The following is an 18,854-nucleotide window of genomic DNA, read 5'->3' on the forward strand; positions in this document are numbered from 1 at the left end:
AAGAATCTTATTTAATTCCTAATTTCCGAATAGTCTGAGTAGCTCTATCAGTCGGGTGGGAACGAGAATTCCACCAATAATATTACTAGCTGGTGAGAAAACAGTATTAATGTTGTCTACGAATATAGCAGTCCTCGATCGTGCCACTATAATTATGTCATTATCTTGAATCAGTGGGTTGCTTTGAGCGTCGATTCCTTGATTAAAGTTAATTGATACTTGCGATCGAGATATCGTGCCATTAGGATTTAGCCTGATCAGTTCCACATATCTAGAGTTAGCGCGATTTGGTCGAAAACCTCCCGCACTCATAATTGCTTGATTTAAGGTAGTATTAGGAGGTAATTTGAGTCCACCCGGAGCATTGACTTCTCCGATAACACTTACTTGCAAAGTCGCCGGAGCAAAGCTAGCAGTAGCTAGAACAGAAACTTCTCCGGGGTCGATCGCCGTCGCTGTCGGGACAAAGATGATATCCCCTTCTTGTAGTATAGTATCTTGAGAGGTATCTTGTTCTTGCAAATATTGCCAGAGGTTAATAGTTCTAATTTGTTGTTGGCCACTTCTAGTATAACGTTGGAGTTGGATTTGCCGAATATCAGCGATTGATGTTATGCCACCAGCTAGTTGTAGAGCTCGAATGATGGTCGGTTGTCCGCTGGTTCTTTCACCATTTCGGGTATCACCACCAATGGCTACATATCTACCCGGACGCTTCACCTCTCCGAATACTGAGACAGTACGGGGTTGATCTGCTGGTATAGAAAAATTAGATTCACTAAGTTGATTTGTTTCTGCTAAATTAATGGTTTCTTGAGGGGGAACCAAGATTTGATCTCCATCTCGCAACGTGATATCTTGGCTGCTCTGACCAGTTTGTAAATAATCCCACAGATTATAAGTGATAGTTATTTCTTTGTTAGCCGTAAGCCGACGCCGCACAATTACTCGTCGAATATCAGCGCTAGCTCGAATACCCCCAGCTTTTTCTAAAGCTTGAGGAAGCGTGGGAAACTGAATCGATGGTCTAGTTCCACCTCCATTAGCTAGGGGTAATAAGTAAGAGCCCGGACGACTTATTTCACCCGATAACCAAATATTAAGCGGGCGGGCAGCTTGTAAGCTGATTGTAACTAAAGGTCTTTTTACGACCTTACCATAAGCTCTAGTGATAACTTGGGCTGCCTGTTCTAAAGTTAATCCTTGAAGGGAAACACTACCAATAATGGGGATTTGAATAGCTCCCCCAGCGGGAATTTGATACTCCCCACTAAGCTGAGGCAGATCGTAGATATCAATTTTAATATTGTCTCCACCACCTAGATAGTAATCAGTATTAATACTTGTTGCGGGGGCTGGCGACTGAGCGAGGTTGGTTTGAGGGTAGGAGAGAGTGAGTACGAGCGCCAGCAGTGGCAGTTGTAAAGCACGGAGAGTAAGCCATTTCATAGGTAGTAACAAATTTATGATAGAGGTAAAGCCATGAAAGATATTTTAAGAATGCCGATGTTTGCGTTGATGCTATTGTGTTTAACGCTTATCGTGTTTGTGACTATTTATATTTTAGCTGCACGCCATCCGAAATTGAGTGGCACATTAGAAAAGATTTTTGTGGGCATACTTTTTTTTACCATCACTGGTGGTTCGGGGATCACGGCAATGCCCTTTACCAAACTCCATCCTAACGTTTTCTACAACTTAGAAACTACACCCCCAACGATGATTGCTCAAATTGCCATTTATGGGGGCATGATATTAATGCTATTTCCCCGCTTAACTAAAACTACCCAAAAAACAGTTTCTATGTGCATTAAATGGATAGCAGGAGACATTTTTTTAGGTGTGTTTTTGTTGATTATGACTTTATCGGGCTTGTGGTCACAAACTCCTGAAATTACTTTTAGGGCTATTTTTGCTATTTGGGTAGTAACACTGGCTTCTATTTATGTAGGGACAGTGTATAGTTGGTTAGAAATTTATGGATTATTGAGATGGCTAACTGGTTTATTAGCTTTATGGTCACTTGTGAAAACAAATGCAGCGCCGGACGGTTGTTGGACAGGAGTTTTAGGTCATAAAAACCCTTTTTCTTTTCAAATGGCTAATACAGCTTCTTTATGGCTTTTATATGCTTTTAAGGATCGTAAGTATCGATATTTATCATTATTTATAACTTTAATAGCTTTAGTAGGATTGCAAAAAGGTTGTAGTGGTGCTAGTCGGATTTTGACAGTGGTATTAATCAGTTTGTGGAGTTATTTAGCCCTCTTAAAAAAATTACCTGTAAAATGGGCTTTTCTCTGCTTTATCTTATTTTTGGTCGGTAGTATAGGTATAAGTATTTTGGTATTAAATAATTTAGAGGCTATTATTGTGGATGGTTTGAAAAAAGATATGACTTTAACAGGTAGAACCGATTTTTGGCCTTTAATTATTGATCGAATTAATCAAAACAATCCCATATTTGGTTATGGAATACAAGGATTTTGGCAGTGGTGGCGTCGCTCGGAAAATCCCGCTTACGGAATTGTAGTAGCTAAAACTGGTTTTGTGCCACCCCACTCTCACAATGGTTTTATTGATATACTTTGCGAACTGGGTTGGGCCGGACTCTTGTTGTTTATTGGGTCATTCTTGAATAATATATTTAGAGGTATAAAGTACCTAGTTAAAGGAACTTTTCCAGAGTCAGGTTTGCCTTTGTATTTATTAACATTTATGCTAATGACCAATTTGACAGAGGGGGGACTATTGGGGGTTGGTACTTATTGGTGTTGGTATGTAGTTTTATCGGTAAAATTGAGCTTAGATAGGACAGCTAAGGATAATCCACACTGATGATGTCAGCGTTTGGTCAGGCCTATTAGGAGAATCTTTACAAAGAATAGGCATCTCCCCCACTTCTTAAAGAAGTCGGGGCTTTAACACCGATCGCGTTTTACGTTTAATTAAGTGGGCTTACTTAATATGACTCGCAATTGTTTCACTCTCCACCGTGGCTTCCACTGGCCAAGAATTTTCCATCTCTAGTGTTTGTTTCGGCTGATAAACTGCCAAGTCGAACCAGAAAGTCGTACCCACATTAACTTCGCTAACTAAATTAATTTTAGTGTGGTGCTTGTCAATAATGTTTCTGACAATAGAAAGACCTAATCCCGTTCCTTCTAAAGTGTGTACTCGGTTTTCTACCCGGAAAAAGCGATCGAAGATTGCTTGTTGGTCTTCAGGATCTATGCCAATTCCCGTATCAGAAATTTCGATCCGCACTACCGGAAAATGTTTGGCATCCGGTGACAAGTTTTGGTTGAGGGATTGACCGTCTTTGTGAGTGGACGCCTCCGGCTCTAGCAAATACGCTCGAATTGCCACCTTGCCGCCGGACTGAGTAAATTTTAAGGCATTTCCTACTAAATTTGCAAATACTTGCAGCAGCAAATCGTAATGACCTAAAGCAGGTGGCAAATACGGGTCAACTTCTTGCTCTAATTCAATGCCTTTATCCTTAGCATTTAACTGATAAGTCCGCAGGGTTTGTTCGACAGCTTGCGGGAGGTCAACCGCCTCCAAGTGATAAACTCGGCAGGATTCCAGTCGCGACAAGTCTAACACGTCGTTAACTAAACGAGTTAGTCGATCGGTTTCTCGATTGGCAATTTCTAGGAATTCCCTGCGCTCGCTTTCTAGAAGGTCTTCTCCGTACTCGTGGAGAGTCTCGATAAAAGATTTGATATTAAATAAAGGCGTTCTCAATTCGTGAGAAACATTGCTGATAAAATTGCTTTTAGCCTCATTTAGTTCTACTTCGCGAGTAATGTCCTGCACTGTCATTGCAATGCCTTTGAGACTTTCTCGGTAATTTCCTGAACCTTGATGCTTGGAGGTTTGCTCGTAGAAAGTACACTCTACAGCTAGCGGGCGTTGTGGTTCGGTACAGGTATCTTCCTCATGGCGGATGCAGCTTTTGCACAGCGGTTCGGCACCGGGCGCTTTGTGCAGAATGACTGTAGTTAAAACAATGCGAATTGTACGGTTAACTGGTTCGCTCATCGAGATGCGAAATTCGCCGCCGTCGCGATCGCCCGCAGCTATTTCCTGCAAAGGTCTAGCCAACTCCTGCTGCACTTCCGAAGGCAAAATGTTGAGAACATTTACTCCGAGCGCATTTTTGCCTTCCCATCCAAAAATCCGCATCCCCGTCGGATTAACTAAAATCACCTGCAAATTTGCGTCTAATAAAAGCGCGCCATCAGCAATCGTTGATACCAAAGTTTCTAACTTAGCTTTTTCCGCTGTCAGTTCTTCAATATTTTGTTCTTCATAACTTTCGAGTTTCTGGGCCATTTCATTAAAACTGCCAATTAACTCGCCCAATTCTCCCCCTAAAGGCAGGTCAACTCGCTGCTTAAAATTCCCGCTGGCAATGTTTTTGACCCCGAAGACTAATTGTTTGATCGGCTGAGTAATTGTCAGGGCATTAAATACAGCTCCCAAAATTACCATTACCCAAATTGTCACAAATACTGCTAAAGTGACATCCCTAGTCAGATTTGAAGAGATAACTGCTGCGGGATTTGGGTTAATGCCGATCGCCAAAACTCCCAAATATTTGTCTTCATGAATTAACGGCACAAATACATCGGTAACTTCTCCATCGGGCGTCAAATGCTGCCGTACCAAAGGCAAAGAAGTTAAATTTCTCGCCTCAATATCGGCGAGAAAATTATCGGGAAGTTTGATCTGGCGGCGCAGTGTCAGGGAAGTCTCCACCTCGGATTCCGAAAAGGGTATCCCCAGGAAAATATCTCCCGCTTCGTCTGCGTAAAGCATATAGCGGACGCTGGAGGTGCTGCTGTAAAATTGGCGGGAAAAGCGGGCGACTTCGGAGCGATCGTTTTGGGCAATCAGCGGCGCCACATTTGCCGCCAACAGCAGGCCCAGGTCTCGGCCGTAACGAGTATCGTTAAGTCGGGCGTCTTGCTGGATAGTATTCACGGCCCAGAATGTCAGGCCACTCATAATTAACGACACTACGAGGGTAGCAGCGGCCATCAGGCGGGTCTGGAGGGTAAAATCCGACCACCAGCGGGCAATAATTTCTCCGATTTTGTTTAGTATGGCCAGCATTTCACCAGTTCACCCGTTCAATATTAAAAGCAAGATAAATTCAGTTGGCTTCAGATAAAATTTTCTGATGCGACTTGTCCGCTACCGCCACCGCAGAGATACCAAACTTCATTGTTACATTTCTACATTGAGATTGCTTGGCTTTCGGATGGCGGTCGATGTCGCAATTCCTAATTTTTATCGCCCAGAGCTCGGCGACCGATGTCCCGACGGCAGTAGACGCCTTCAAATTGGATGCAATCAACTGCTGCATAAGCTGTGGAGATAGCTTGTTCCAAAGTTTCTCCCGCTGCGGTGACGCCCAAAACCCGGCCGCCGTCGCTCACCAACTGCTGGTGCTTCAACTGGGTGCCGGCGTGAAAGACTTCTGCTCCTTTGGCTTCAGCTTCCTCGATACCTGTAATAACTTTGCCTTTTTGATAACTTCCAGGATAGCCCCCAGAAGCCAAAACTACGCAAACAGATGCCCCCGACTTCCAGCGAATAGAATATTCACCGAGACGCTGCTGACAGCAGGCCAGCACCAAATCTTCCAAAGGAGTTTCCAGCAGTGACAAAACCGCTTGAGTTTCGGGGTCTCCGAAACGGCAGTTGAATTCTAAGACTGTGGGTTCTCCTTCTGGCGTAATCATTAAACCTGCGTAGAGTACACCCCGGTAGTCGATTTTGCGTTTTTGCAGTGCGGCGAGGGTGGGTTCGAGAATTTCTTCTTGAATCCTTTCCATGAGTTCCGGGGTGACGATGGGCGCTGGGGCGTAGGCTCCCATACCGCCGGTGTTGGCTCCCTTGTCGCCTTCGCCGATAGCTTTGTGGTCTTGGGCCGGCAGCAAAGGTTCCACTGTGATGCCGTCGGTGAGGGCGAGAATCGAGACTTCTTGACCTGTTAAAAATTCTTCGACGACGACTCGGATGTTGTCGGTGCCGAATTCGCCTCGGAAAATGGTGTTGATGGCGCTGTGAGCCATTTTGACGGTGGTGGCAACGGTGACTCCTTTGCCTGATGCGAGTCCGTCTGCTTTAATGACTATTGGGGTTCCTTGTTCCAGAACGTATGCTTTGGCTGCTTCTGCGTCTGTAAATACGGCAGCTTTGGGTGTGGGGATGCCTGCTTCGAGCATCAATTCTTTGGCCCAGGATTTGCTGGATTCAATTTGGGCGCCGGCTTTGGTGGGGCCGAAAATCATCATTTTTCGCTGTTGGAAATAGTCGGCGATGCCTAGGGATAGGGGCAATTCGGGGCCGACGATGACTAATCCGATGTTGTTGACCATCACAAAGCGTTCGATGCCTTGGAAGTCGTCGATGTTGAGCGACAGATTTTGACAGCCTGGGGTGGTAGCTGTGCCGCCGTTGCCCGGTACGCAGAATACTTGTTTAATCCGCGTAGATTCTAGCAGTTTTTTTGCGATCGCGTGTTCGCGACCTCCGTTTCCCACAACTAAAACTTTCACAGTATCCTCACCTATAAATTGTGTTCCCTGAATGTCTGATTTTCAGTGTTGGCGTCTGTCTATCTGCTTTTTGCAGTGCTGTCAATTATGCCATGCTTGGCGCTAGGGAATTGCTAGATGTGGCACTTTTCTGGAGGAGTGAGGTTCGACTGCGGTTTCTCAATGGCTGGGAGCGTGCAATAATTAAAGACTTTAGCCGTCCAATTTTTCTAGGTTCTGCCTCGATTTAATCCTGCAATTCAAACTATTTTTTGGCTTTTAACTCTGCAATTACTGTAATTGAACCAGGGCCAAATAGCGATAAGATAGGCAGGTTGACTCTGGGGAATTTTACTCACATGAAATCAAATAAAACCGCTGCTAGTTCGTCTGCCAAATTTAAGCGGGTGGGCGTTGTCGGTGGCGGCCAGCTAGCTTCGATGATGGGGGATGCTGCTAGGGGGATCGGTATTGAATTGGTAGTACAAACTCCCCATGCTACTGACCCGGCAGTTTCTGTTGCTGCTGGTGCTGTTTTGGCTGCTGTTGATGATGTTTTGGCTACGGCTCAATTGGCGGATGACTGCGATGTTATTACTTTTGAAAATGAGTTTGTGGATTTGGATGGTTTGCGGCCGCTAGAGCGGCAAGGTGTGTTATTTCAGCCGAGTTTGTCGTCGCTTTCTCCTTTGTTGGATAAGTACGTTCAGCGCTGTTATTTACAAGGTTTGGGTTTGCCAACTCCGAGGTTTTGGGAATGGGATTGCAGCGCGGATTTGCCCCCGGAATTGTTTGATTCGGTGACGATCGACTTTCCGGCAATTTCTGTTTCCGACAGCGTGCAGATTGCAGGAGACTCGGATGCTGGATCGATCGACTTTCCCTTTGTGGTCAAAGTTCGCCGCCACGGTTATGACGGCCAAGGTACTTTTATTGTTAATGATCGGGGGAGTTTTGAGTCAATTCGTGCTACACTCCAAGGTCAGTCTTTGCTACTGGAAGAGTTTGTGCCGTTCGATCGCGAATTGGCTGTGATTGCAGCTCGATCGGCAAATGGGGAAATTGCGATTTATCCGATCGTGGAAACTCAGCAACAAAATCAGGTTTGTCATCTGGTGATTGCGCCCGCTGATATTAGTTTAGAGGTGAAAAATGAAGCTTGTGCGATCGCCCGCACTCTCCTCAACAGTTTGCAAGCTGTCGGCGTATTCGGCATTGAATTATTTTTAACCGCCGACAATAAGCTGTTAGTCAATGAAATTGCACCCCGCACTCACAACTCGGGACATTTTACGATCGATGCTTGCGAAACTTCCCAATTTGAACAGCATTTGCGCGCAGTTTGTCAACTGCCTTTAGGTAATTCGGCTCTGAAATGTGCAGGCGCTGTGATGGTAAATTTGCTAGGCTACGAGTCTGCCCAGTCCGATTATTTAGCAAAAAGACAACAACTGGCACAAATTAGTGGTGCTTTTGTCCATTGGTATGGTAAGGAAGTATCGCGTCCGGGCCGCAAACTCGGTCACGTTACAGTTGTGATCGACGCGGAGTTGGTGGCTCAAGGGCGATCGCAAGCACTGGCGATCGCTCAAACCGTAGAATCCATCTGGTATGCAAGTTAAATTGCTCAAAGCTTGCCAAAATCGGGTTAGTTGGTATATATTTAATAAAGGTTCTACTGCGACGTTGGTGACTGCCAATAATGTTTTTTTGATCTATAACTCTTAACTCTCGGGAATCAAGATGTTTGGACAGCAGTAAACTGGGCTTGTACCCAGAAACTTTAAGTCCGAGCCAACGGTACCCACCTGGTAAAATACCAGGTCAAAAGCTGAGGTAAGACGGCGTTGCGGGGAACCATTAAAATTTGGATAGAGATAGGCGCTGTGAAATATGGCTAGCCTATTTTTTTTTGAGATAAGCTGTTGCATATTTAAACTATACAAGCATTACCCTTGTTTTTGATTTGGCGACCCCATTTAATTATTAATTGTCCTTCATTTAAGAGGCGAGGCAATAAATACTCCAGCTATTCAATTGATATAAAAAGTCGATTTGCAATATATTTTATCGAAAAATAACGGATATGGAATGAGAATTAAATAACTTAGAATGCGTGATGGTTCTTGTGGGATGGGCGTCCCGCCCGCCCTGAATATACAATTTAAATGCGCGACAGCTTAGCAGTCTATTTGCAAATTTGAGATGTTCCCAATCATCTTGCGATCGCCCTATTAATAATTTCCACAAACTGATGCAGTAAAGCAGTCATTCTATTTTAGATTTGAGATTTTGGATTTTGGATTGAACCCACGGATAAATTCGGGGGCTTGAGGATTTTAGATTTGAGATTTTGGATTGATTCCACGGATAAATTACGTGGCGGGTACCACCTTTGAAATTCTTGGTCAACTCTCAGCAAAATCTCCGGCGTGGACTCGATCGCCCTTCCAATAAAAATATTTAACCAAGGTGGGCAAAAGCCCACCCTAATTCCTACTTCCCTACAGTGAAATACTCATTCTTAGCATACACGCTAATAATGCAATCTCCCAATTCAAAAAACATCCCCTCTTGCTCATCCTTAGAAAATTGCAAGTTGCCGTATTTAGAATTAATTTCCTCAGCAGTCGCCGCTTTTGCCTCCATTTCATCCGGGATAAGTCCGGTAGAACCGATATAGAAAACCAGCGGTGAAACTTTTTCCCTGTACGCTTTTTCAGCATAAGCTTCCAGTCGCTCATTCGCATTAGCTAAAGCAGCGACAAATTCGTCTCGCTTGACATCTTCTCCCTGCCATTTCGCTTGCAAAAGGCGCAGCAAACTATCTGCACCCACTTTGGCTAAAGTAGCGCTAACAATTCCGTTATCCTCCAACCCCAAAAACTCATCAAAAATCAGTTTCATCAAGTCGTCAACTTTGGTGATTTTTGTTCGGGATGACAGCGTTTTGTGTGCGAAGACAACAGGCTCATCTAAGGTGATGTCAAATGTCGGTTTTGCTAGCTTTTCGCCCGTGTTTTTGTGGTAAACTTCATAAAGGCGATCGAGAAATTTGTTGGCCGAGTGCAACTTGCCGAAGTTGAGAATGTTTTTGCTGCCGATGTCGATTTTGTAGCTGACTCGCGAATCTACTGAACCGTTGGCGATCGCACTTTTTAATTCCGTGTATTCTGTCGTCGTCGGAAAGTTGATGTAAAGGCTTTTTGACAGATAATGCTGTTTCAATTCTTCCAATTGTTCCGCAGTGTAAGCCTCGGATTCCTCCTTCAAATGAGCCGAGAGAATGCTAGAGAGAATTTTGATTTCTGCTAGTTCCTCAAACACTCCGTCAAGGCTGCCGTAACGCCCGTCAAAAGGCACGAGGGGCAAAGTCTCTAACTTAATATCGTACTCGGAACGGAAGTCAAATTCTTGCACGGGCGAACCGTCTTTTTCAAGGAGACCGCATTTTTTGAGCAAATCAAACACAGGTTTGCTGCTGATTTTGGTTCGCAGCGACTTAATATTAACTTCGCCGTCGCTGACAATGGTATAATTGTTGAAAGTATTGAGGTCTGTAACTAGAATTCCCGCCACTTCGGCGATTAAAGTTTCATCCTCAACTTTTACCAGCTTAGCTTTTCGGGTAATCAGCATATTGATGGTAGCGGTATTTTGATTGATGGCAAATGAACCCATTTGCACGTATTCGCCACCATCTAAGAATTCAGTTTTCAGCCAAGGCTTGACAAGGTTGCCGTTTTCGTCTCGCTTTCCTTCAATTCGCTTTAAACCTTTTCGCTGATAATTTTCTTGCAAGTGTTTCAAGTTGATGATGATGCTGTTGCTGTTTTCCTCCAATATCTTGATTAACTCCAGCAGGGAAATTTTATCGCTGACTTTTACCCGATCGCCAATTTCATGATTTTTCAACACATCAGGCGCAAAAACAGCCTCTTCCAAATCTTCCGTAAACTCGGCTATTTGGGCATTTGTCAAAGCTTTCGCGTGTTTTTCCGTCAAAGTAGCGTCGAAGGTGCTCGCCAGCGCATACTTAGCCGTATTTAAATTGCCGTCAGCGAGGTTAGCTTTCGCAAAAGCCAACACCGACTCATCAGTTTGAGCAACGGGAACATCTAATTTGTCATACTCATCTTTGGCGACTTTCTGATATTTGTAAAACAGTCCGCGATCGTCTGCTTTCAGCCCGCAGATTTTCAGCGTACTCGATGAACCGTTGATTTTCTTGCCACTTTTGGAAACAAAAACTTGATAATCATATTCCTTAATTAACGGTTCTTCCAGCGGCGGTGCAACGGAACTGCCTAACAGTTTTGTGCTGTCGTAAAGAGCATCATAAACCATTTTAACTTCGCCCGCGCGGATGCAATTTCCCGATAATGTGTTGGCGATTTTGGAGAGAAGTTTGAAGTCAGCAGAGGCATAGGATATGGTGTTGGCAAACACATCCATGTCTTTGAGTTCTTCGCAAATTTCCCCTAGTTTTGTAGCTTCGGAATTAGCACTGGGGTCATTTGCATAGCCGTCTGTGTGCAAATTGATCGCTGTCATTTCTCCCGCTTTAACCAGAGATTTAGCGAGTTCCATCGACTGCGATATGCAGGTATAGCCAGCCGTGTGGATTTTTTGAATTTCTTTGATGTATTGAGAGTCAAACTTCAGCACTTCTTGAATGGGAATTCGCTGGAAATGACAAATTACGTCCCCATTGCTAGCATAGGAAATCAGGCTGACAATTAGCTGGTAATTGTTGTATTCGTCTAAGGTCAAAAGCTTGATTAGGGTTTCTTTCAGCGGTTCTAACTCATAACACATTGAGCCGGAACGGTCGATGATGATGATGCTGTGAGCGACGGATTTTTCTGGGATATCGCCTGGTGTTCTTTCTAAATTAATGCGATCGACTAGATAGAATGCCTTGGCGTTTCCGGCAAAATTGTAGAGGGTAAACTTGGTGCGAGTATTGGAGGCTGCTTGGCTGCTGGAACGTTTGACTTGAGATGATTGTTTTGCTTGCCGTGCCATAGTTTTCACCTATGTTGACTTATTCATCAACTTAATCATGACACGCGCTTCTGTAGATGTCAAGGCCTGTGTGGAAAATTATGTGCAAAGCTGAATAAGCATTAATATTTAGCAAAGGTTGCCAAAAGTAGTGGATGTGCATCAAGGCCACAGAAACCGGGTTTTTTACCGAATCTGCGGGTAACAACGAAATATTTTCGTAAAAAAACCCGGTTTCTAACTATCGGCGCCAGTCCTAAAATATTTAGCCAAGCATGGTTTATTTAGAAAATCCGCTGCTCAAACTTTATATAAATCTGATCGGATGGGTGACGTTGGGATTCATTCTCGGCCGCCTGCTACCAAGAAGCTATTCTACATATTTAGCCAAGTTTCTTTTCTTCTTTGGGACGCCATTGAGCATTGTTGCTTTCATCCGCCGCGCCAATTTGTCGGGCGCTATTTGGATGGCGCCGCTGATAGCTTGGGCGGCAATTCTAGCAGGTGGAGGACTCGCTGGGATTTTGATAAATTTTGGTGTCGGTGAGGAACGTTTCAAGACTCTTAATCCGGCCCAAAATAGCCCGGAACACACCAGCGCTTGGAGTTTGCCCACTCAAGGCAGCTTTTTATTGGCAACGATGCTGGGTAATACGGGTTTTTTAGGCATTCCCGTCACCTTGTCCTTATTAGGTTCGGAACACTTTGCCTGGGCGTTGTTTTACGACTTGCTAGGCACTACGATGGGAATGAATATACTGGGAGTTGCTATTGCTTCTCACTGCGGTAAAAGCGATCGCCGTCAGGGTTGGTTAACACCCCTGCAGGCAATCTTTCAGAATCCGGCACTGTGGGCTTTTGGTCTAGGATTTATCTCGCGCAGCTTGCCGCTGTCGGCACAAATCGCAGAATTGTTAACAACAGGCGCTTGGACTGTAATTACTTTAGCTTTAATTACGATCGGGATGCAGTTGAGCAAGTTGAATTCCTTGCACAACCTCAAACCAGTTTTGGCTTGTCTGGCGATTAAAATGCTGTTTATTCCCTTGGTAATTGGCACGGGATTAACGTTTTTTGGCATCGCGGGCGCGCCGCGACTTGTGCTCGTGTTGCAAATGGCAATGCCTCCTGCTTTTGGTACTACATTGCTGGCCGAAGCTTTCAATCTCGATCGCGAATTAGCCGTAACTGCGATCGGCATCGGCTGCGTTAGTTTATTATTCACTATTCCCCTATGGATGAGGCTATTTAATTTTTACTAAAAATAGGAATTGCTCAGCTTGAAAATTTTATTATTTTAGTGATCCCCATCACAAACATTGAACGATATATAGTCTTTCTCAGTAAAATGAGGTGTTCTCCGATCGAGGGCATAGGGCATAGGGCATAGGCCTCCGTGGGTATAGGGCATAGGGTAGACCTAACTTTATTTAAAACTGCTATAAAACTGCTATCTCTCATCTTGATTTAAAATAAAAATCACGTGACTTGGAAACTGTATTGGCTTCTGCTAATGTGGAAATAGCCCGTGGAGGACGGGAAGAATATAAGTATGGCAAGTATAAATTTTAGATTGACAGGTTATCAAATTCTCGATCGCATTTACTCAGGAACTCGCACCCTAGTTTATCGAGCTTTCCGTATTGATGACAAACAGCCAGTCGCCATCAAAGTCTTGCGGAACGAGTATCCCAGCTTCAGCGAACTGGTGCAATTTCGCAATCAGTACACGATCGCCAAAAACCTCAACTTGCCCGGAATCATCGAAACCTACAGCTTGGAAACCTACCACAACAGCTATGCGTTGGTAATGGAAGACTTTGGGGGAATTTCTCTGAAGGAATGGAGGGAACAAGGAGAAACGGGGCCGACTCTGATCGAGTTTTTGCAAGTGGCGATCGACCTGAGCAATATATTAGATATACTCTACCGCCACCGGATAATTCACAAAGACATTAAACCCGCCAATATTTTAATTCATCCCCAAACAAAACAAGTCAAACTCATTGACTTTAGTATTGCATCTTTGCTACCAAGGGAAACTCAAACCTTGATGAATCCTAACCTGCTGGAAGGGACACTCGGCTATTTGTCTCCCGAACAAACGGGAAGGATGAATCGCGGCATAGACTACCGCAGTGACTTTTACTCTTTGGGCGTGACTTTTTACGAATTGCTGGCGGGACGATTGCCGTTTCAATCCAACGATGTGATGGAATTAGTACACTGTCATATTGCCAAGCAACCACCATCACTGCATGAAATCAATTCTGAAATCCCGCCCCTACTCTCGGAGATTGTCAGCAAATTAATGGGGAAAAATGCCGAAGACCGCTATCAGAGTGCGTTAGGGCTGAAATTCGATTTAGAATGTTGTTTGGAGCAACTTGAAGAAAACGGTAGGATAAAGAGTTTTGCGATCGCGCAGAGGGATGTTGGCGATCGATTCATGATACCAGAAAAACTCTACGGTCGCGAAACAGAAGTAGAAACCCTACTCGAAGCCTTTGATCGCGTTAGTAGTGGCACAACTGAAATGATGCTAGTAGCTGGTTTTTCGGGGATTGGGAAAACTGCAATTGTGAAGGAAGTTCACAAACCAATTGTCCGCCAGCGCGGCTATTTCATCAAAGGAAAATTCGACCAATTTAACCGCAATATTCCTTTCTCAGCTCTTGTCCAAGCATTTCGAGATTTAATCGGACAATTGCTGAGCGAAAGTGACGAAAGGTTGGAAAATTGGCAAACTCAAATATTCCAAGCGCTGGGCGATAACGGTCAAGTCATTATTGAAGTAATTCCCGAACTCGAAAGAATTATTGGGAAACAACCACCCGCACTGGAATTATCAGGAACTGCGGCACAAAATCGGTTTAATTTGCTGTTTCAAAACTTTATTCATGTGTTCACAAAGCCAGAACATCCCCTGGTGATGTTTTTGGATGACTTGCAGTGGGCTGATTCCGCCTCGCTGCGGTTAATGCAACTGCTTGTTACCGAGTCGGAAACCGGCTATTTATTAGTAATTGGTGCCTACCGAGATAATGAAGTATTGGCCGCACATCCGTTGATGCTGACACTGGATGCAGTGGTCAAAGGTGGGGCCACGGTGAATACTATTACCCTGGAACCGTTGAGTTCAACAAGTCTAAATCATTTGGTTGCTGATACGCTCAATTGTGATCCATCTTGGGCAATACCGTTGGCGGAATTGGTGGCACAAAAAACCCAGGGAAATCCCTTTTTTGCAACGCAGTTTCTCAAAGCCCTGCATCAGGATGGGCTGATTGAGTTCGATCGGCTTGCTGGTTATTGGCAGTGCGATATTGTGCGAGTTCGGGAGGCAGCGCTGACGGATGATGTGGTCGAGTTTATGGCGTTGCAGTTACAAAAATTGCCGCCCGCGACTCAGAATGTGTTGAAGTTGGCTGCTTGTGTTGGGAATCACTTTGATTTGGGGACTTTGGCAGTTGTTTCCAAGCAATTGGAAACGGAAACGGCGGCGGATTTGTGGAAGGCATTGCAAGAGGGGTTAATCCTGCCTGAAAGTGAAATCTACAAGTTTTATATGGGGCGAGAAAGACGGGAGGAAACCGAAAATTCGGAGGTGGTAAATTACAAGTTTTTGCACGATCGCGTTCAGCAAGCTGCCTATTCTTTAATTCCCGAACAAGAGCGATCGCGTGCTCACTATCAGATTGGACAATTGCTGATCCAGCAAATTTCACCCGCAGCTATAGAAGAGCAAATTTTTTCAGTTGTCAATCAGTTGAATTATGGTATTGCGCTGATTGAAGACCAAACACAACGTGATGATTTGGCACAACTCAACCTCACGGCTTGCCGCAAAGCCAGAGCTGCTACTGCTTATCAAGCTGCTCGCGAGTATGCTGCGATCGGGCTAAATTTGCTTGGAGATAACCCTTGGCAACGACAGTACCAGATGACATTGAACTTGCACGAAATAGCCGCAGAAGTGGCTTCACTCTGTGGGGAATTTGAACAGATGAATCAGTGGATTGACACTGTGATTCATCATACCAGAACTCCCCTAGAGCGAGTGAACGTTTACATCGTCAAAATTCAGGCATTATCGTCCCAGAACAAGTTTTTAGAAGCAATTGCTATCGGTTTGTTGAGTCTCAAAGAATTAGGAGTTGAATTGCCCGATCGCCCTACATCAGAAGATATTCAGCAAGCAGTGCAGGAAATTAATAGCTCGATCGCCGATCGACCGATTGAAGAGTTATTCGATCTGCCAGCGATGGTAAACCCCCAAAAACTGGCCACGATGCAAGTGGCGGCAAGTATGGGGTCAGTTTGTTATCTGGTTGGTTCGTCTTTGTTTGCACTGGTGACTGCCTTACAGGTAAATTTATCTATCCAATATGGCAACAGTCGTACTTCAGCTTATAGCTATGGTTGTTATGGGATGATTCTCAACAACTTTCTACAAGATGTGACAGTAGCCGATCGGTTTTGCCGATTAGCTTATCGTCTTGCCAGTGGGGCGGAGGCCAAAAATATTCGCTCTGCAACTTTTGCTGCGCTCGGGATCTGTTTGCACCATCACAAATCGCACTTGCGGGAAACTCTCCCCATTCTTCAGGCAGGCTATCAAGTCGCATTAGAAACAGGCAATCTAGAGTTTGTCGGGTATAATGGGCAGGGATTCTGTCTAAATTCCTACTGGTGCGGTCAACCTTTGGCAGAACTTGAGCCCCAAATTCGGGCATACCGTCAGCAATTATTCGACCTCAACCAACTAGCAACGGCAAATTATTGTTCGGTTTTTTGGGAAACAACGCTGTTTTTATTGGGTAATCCAAACAACTTTGAGATTTCCTTTGAAGTGGAAGGCTATGATGAGAAGCTGGTTTCTGAGTCGCTTGCCTCTAACGATTTTTACCGACTCTGCATCTTCTATCTGTACAGGGCAACGTTGAGATTCCTGCTGGAAGACATTGCTCGGGCCTCCGCAGATGTCGATCGAGCAAGACAGTATATAGCGGGAACCGTAGGAACTACTTGCGAAGCAGGTTTATATTTCTATGACTCACTCATAGCCCTTGCCACTCCTGAGTCCGAGGCTGAGTTAGAAACGCAGTCGCAACGAGTTCAGGAAAATCAAAGTAAGTTGCAGCATTGGGCCGAACACGCCCCCATGAATTATTTGCATAAGTGGCAGTTGGTAGAAGCAGAGAAATACCGAGTTGCCAGACAGAGGGCAGAAGCTATTGAAATGTACGATCGCGGCATTTCTGGAGCGAAAGAAAACGAATACATCCAAGAAGAAGCCCTCGCTAACGAACTAGCAGCTAAATTCTACCTCGACTGGGGCAAAGAAAAAGTAGCGCAAGCTTATATGCAAGAAGCCTACTACTGTTATGCTCGCTGGGGAGCGAAAGCCAAAATCGATGACTTAGAAAAATGCTATCCCCAACTTCTTGCTCCCATATTGCAGGCAAGAGAAAATCGTGGTGTAATCAGCGAAACTCGCCTCCACACGATCAATAAATCGTCAGTTTTACATCAAACCTGGCACACAACTCTATCTAGCAGTAGCAGTATTTACGAAGCCCTCGATTTCGCGACTATTCTCAAAGCCTCCCAAACTCTATCCAGTGAAATTCAATTAGAAAAATTACTGGCTGCACTGATGTGTGTGGTGATGGAAAATGCCGGGGCAAAAAAAGCAGTTCTCCTGTTGATTAAGGATGGGAATCTCGCGATCGAAGCTGTAGCCTCCTTCAATCAAGATGTCATCTCAATATCTGTACCACTGTCAGCCAGCGACGAGTTTCCCCCTGCTGTGGTCAACTATGTTAAGCGGACTTGGAAAACTGTCGTTTTGGATAATGCAGCAGTACAAAATGATTTTATTGCCGAGCCGTATTTGATGCAGAAAAAGCCCAAAAGTGTGCTGTGCACCCCGATTTTAAATCAGGGTAAATTAATCGGGTTGCTCTACCTAGAAAATAACTTAACAATTGGTGCATTTACAGAAGATCGTACTGATGTCATCCAACTTTTGTGCGCCCAAGCGGCTATCTCTATAGAAAATGCTCGCTTGTACCAGCAATCTCAAGCTTATGCACAAGAATTAGAGCGATCGCTCCTTGATTTGCAGCAAGCACAGTTACAGATCGTGCAAAGCGAAAAAATGTCCGCATTGGGCAATCTAGTCACAGGAATAGCCCACGAAATCAATAATCCTGTCGGGTTTATTAGCGGCAATATTGAGGAAGCAACGACCACGATCAAAGATGTGATTGGTCACTTAAAATTATATCAAGAAAAACTGCCAAATCCAGGCGAGGAAATTGAAGAAAATGCTGAGGATATTGATTTAGAGTATGCCTTAGAAGATTTACCCAAGATGCTGTTGTCGATGAAAGTGGGATGCGATCGCATTCGCGGCATTAGCACCAGCCTCCGCACCTTCTCCAGAGCCGATAAAGACTACAAAGTTCCCTTTAATATCCATGAGGGCATTGACAGCACCATCTTAATTTTGAAACACCGGCTGAAAGCCAACGAACACCATCCGGCGATCGAAGTCGTCACAGATTACGGGAATCTTCCCCCCATCGAATGCTTTCCCGGTCAACTGAACCAAGTCTTTATGAACTTGCTTGCTAACGCGATCGATGCCCTAGAAGAATCAAACCAAGGACGCAGTTTGGAGGCAATTAAAGCGAATCCACACTGTATCACAGTTCGTACCAGTCAGTCGGGCGATCGACACATCAAAATTCAGATTGCCGATAACGGTGCGGGCATGACAGAAGCCGTGAAAAAACGGATTTTCGACCATTTGTTCACAACGAAGGCAGTAGGAAAAGGCACTGGGTTAGGATTGGCTATCGCCCGCCAGATTGTAGTCGAAACCCACGGTGGAACAATTAATGTCAATTCTATTTTGGGGGGAGGGAGTGAATTTGAGATAGTGTTACCTATTAGCGAATAAAAGTTGACTGTTGACTGTTGACTAATGACTAATGACTAATGAAAAAGGTTATTCATTTTTCATTCTTCATCATTTTGTTTGTCTAGTTTGACTTCCTTGAGTACGATCGACTAATTTCTATTTGAAAAAATCCCGAATAAGTAAATTAGATTGCCGATCGGGAATTATACCAGCCCCGATCGCAACTGCGGACACGAGCAAAACTTCCAGCGCCCCTTCGCCAGATTGCCAAAATCTCAATTATGCTAACCTAGGCAAGCAGCAATCCCTTGTCATGAAGGCGATTAACATAATTTCAAACAATTTATTTGATTTAGGAGCGG

At 44.5% G+C, this 18,854-nt stretch carries 8 protein-coding genes, 1 other RNA gene and 1 pseudogene; 5 read left to right on the top strand and 5 right to left on the bottom strand.

The features are described 5' to 3' along the window. Window positions 1-18: 18 nt before the first annotated feature. Entirely contained in the window at window positions 19-1,449 is a 1,431-nt protein-coding gene (locus tag QUB26_RS11440) for an SLBB domain-containing protein (protein WP_333240006.1), read from the bottom strand. A 33-nt stretch (window positions 1,450-1,482) separates the two neighbouring features. Between QUB26_RS11440 and QUB26_RS11445 the strand changes: the two genes are divergently transcribed. Further along, window positions 1,483-2,838: an O-antigen ligase family protein gene (locus QUB26_RS11445; protein ID WP_333318028.1), complete on the top strand. Its 1,356-nt coding sequence runs from the start codon at window positions 1,483-1,485 to the stop codon at window positions 2,836-2,838. A 120-nt stretch (window positions 2,839-2,958) separates the two neighbouring features. Here QUB26_RS11445 and QUB26_RS11450 read toward each other — a convergent pair whose 3' ends face one another. Further along, window positions 2,959-5,124, bottom strand: coding sequence for an ATP-binding protein (locus tag QUB26_RS11450; protein WP_333318030.1), 2,166 nt, complete (start codon window positions 5,122-5,124; stop codon window positions 2,959-2,961). Window positions 5,125-5,294: 170 nt separating this feature from the next. Further along, complete coding sequence (purD, locus tag QUB26_RS11455; protein ID WP_333240000.1) at window positions 5,295-6,575, bottom strand: phosphoribosylamine--glycine ligase; 1,281 nt, start codon at window positions 6,573-6,575, stop codon at window positions 5,295-5,297. A 338-nt stretch (window positions 6,576-6,913) separates the two neighbouring features. Here purD and QUB26_RS11460 point away from each other — a divergent pair, with 338 nt between their 5' ends. Together QUB26_RS11460 and ssrS are read left to right on the top strand one after the other, a co-directional pair. Beyond that, window positions 6,914-8,176 carry a 5-(carboxyamino)imidazole ribonucleotide synthase gene (locus QUB26_RS11460; protein WP_333239998.1) on the top strand — a complete coding sequence of 421 codons (1,263 nt, stop codon included), beginning with the start codon at window positions 6,914-6,916 and terminating at the stop codon, window positions 8,174-8,176. Window positions 8,177-8,226: 50 nt separating this feature from the next. Next, window positions 8,227-8,414, top strand: a non-coding RNA gene (gene ssrS / locus QUB26_RS11465) — 6S RNA. A 73-nt stretch (window positions 8,415-8,487) separates the two neighbouring features. Here the strand turns inward: ssrS and QUB26_RS11470 are convergent. Further along, window positions 8,488-8,622: pseudogene (locus QUB26_RS11470) on the bottom strand (IS630 family transposase); the annotation flags it as partial. A 428-nt stretch (window positions 8,623-9,050) separates the two neighbouring features. Further along, window positions 9,051-11,582 carry a vWA domain-containing protein gene (locus tag QUB26_RS11475; protein ID WP_333239996.1) on the bottom strand — a complete coding sequence of 844 codons (2,532 nt, stop codon included), beginning with the start codon at window positions 11,580-11,582 and terminating at the stop codon, window positions 9,051-9,053. Window positions 11,583-11,836: 254 nt separating this feature from the next. Between QUB26_RS11475 and QUB26_RS11480 the strand changes: the two genes are divergently transcribed. Together QUB26_RS11480 and QUB26_RS11485 are read left to right on the top strand one after the other, a co-directional pair. Beyond that, window positions 11,837-12,823, top strand: coding sequence for an AEC family transporter (locus QUB26_RS11480; RefSeq protein WP_333318032.1), 987 nt, complete (start codon window positions 11,837-11,839; stop codon window positions 12,821-12,823). Window positions 12,824-13,113: 290 nt separating this feature from the next. Then, window positions 13,114-18,531, top strand: a complete 5,418-nt coding sequence (locus tag QUB26_RS11485; protein ID WP_333239992.1) for an AAA family ATPase — start codon at window positions 13,114-13,116, stop codon at window positions 18,529-18,531. Window positions 18,532-18,854 lie beyond the last annotated feature (323 nt).

The organism is Microcoleus sp. B4-C1 (assembly GCF_036705285.1).
Lineage (GTDB): Bacteria > Cyanobacteriota > Cyanobacteriia > Cyanobacteriales > Microcoleaceae > Microcoleus.

Coding starts and splice junctions, on each gene's coding strand:
- QUB26_RS11475 (WP_333239996.1), bottom strand. CDS start 11,582: ATGGCACGGCAAGCAAAACAATCATCTCAAGTCAAACGTTCCAGCAGC.
- QUB26_RS11480 (WP_333318032.1), top strand. CDS start 11,837: ATGGTTTATTTAGAAAATCCGCTGCTCAAACTTTATATAAATCTGATC.
- QUB26_RS11460 (WP_333239998.1), top strand. CDS start 6,914: ATGAAATCAAATAAAACCGCTGCTAGTTCGTCTGCCAAATTTAAGCGG.
- QUB26_RS11450 (WP_333318030.1), bottom strand. CDS start 5,124: ATGCTGGCCATACTAAACAAAATCGGAGAAATTATTGCCCGCTGGTGG.
- QUB26_RS11445 (WP_333318028.1), top strand. CDS start 1,483: ATGAAAGATATTTTAAGAATGCCGATGTTTGCGTTGATGCTATTGTGT.
- QUB26_RS11485 (WP_333239992.1), top strand. CDS start 13,114: ATGGCAAGTATAAATTTTAGATTGACAGGTTATCAAATTCTCGATCGC.
- QUB26_RS11440 (WP_333240006.1), bottom strand. CDS start 1,449: ATGAAATGGCTTACTCTCCGTGCTTTACAACTGCCACTGCTGGCGCTC.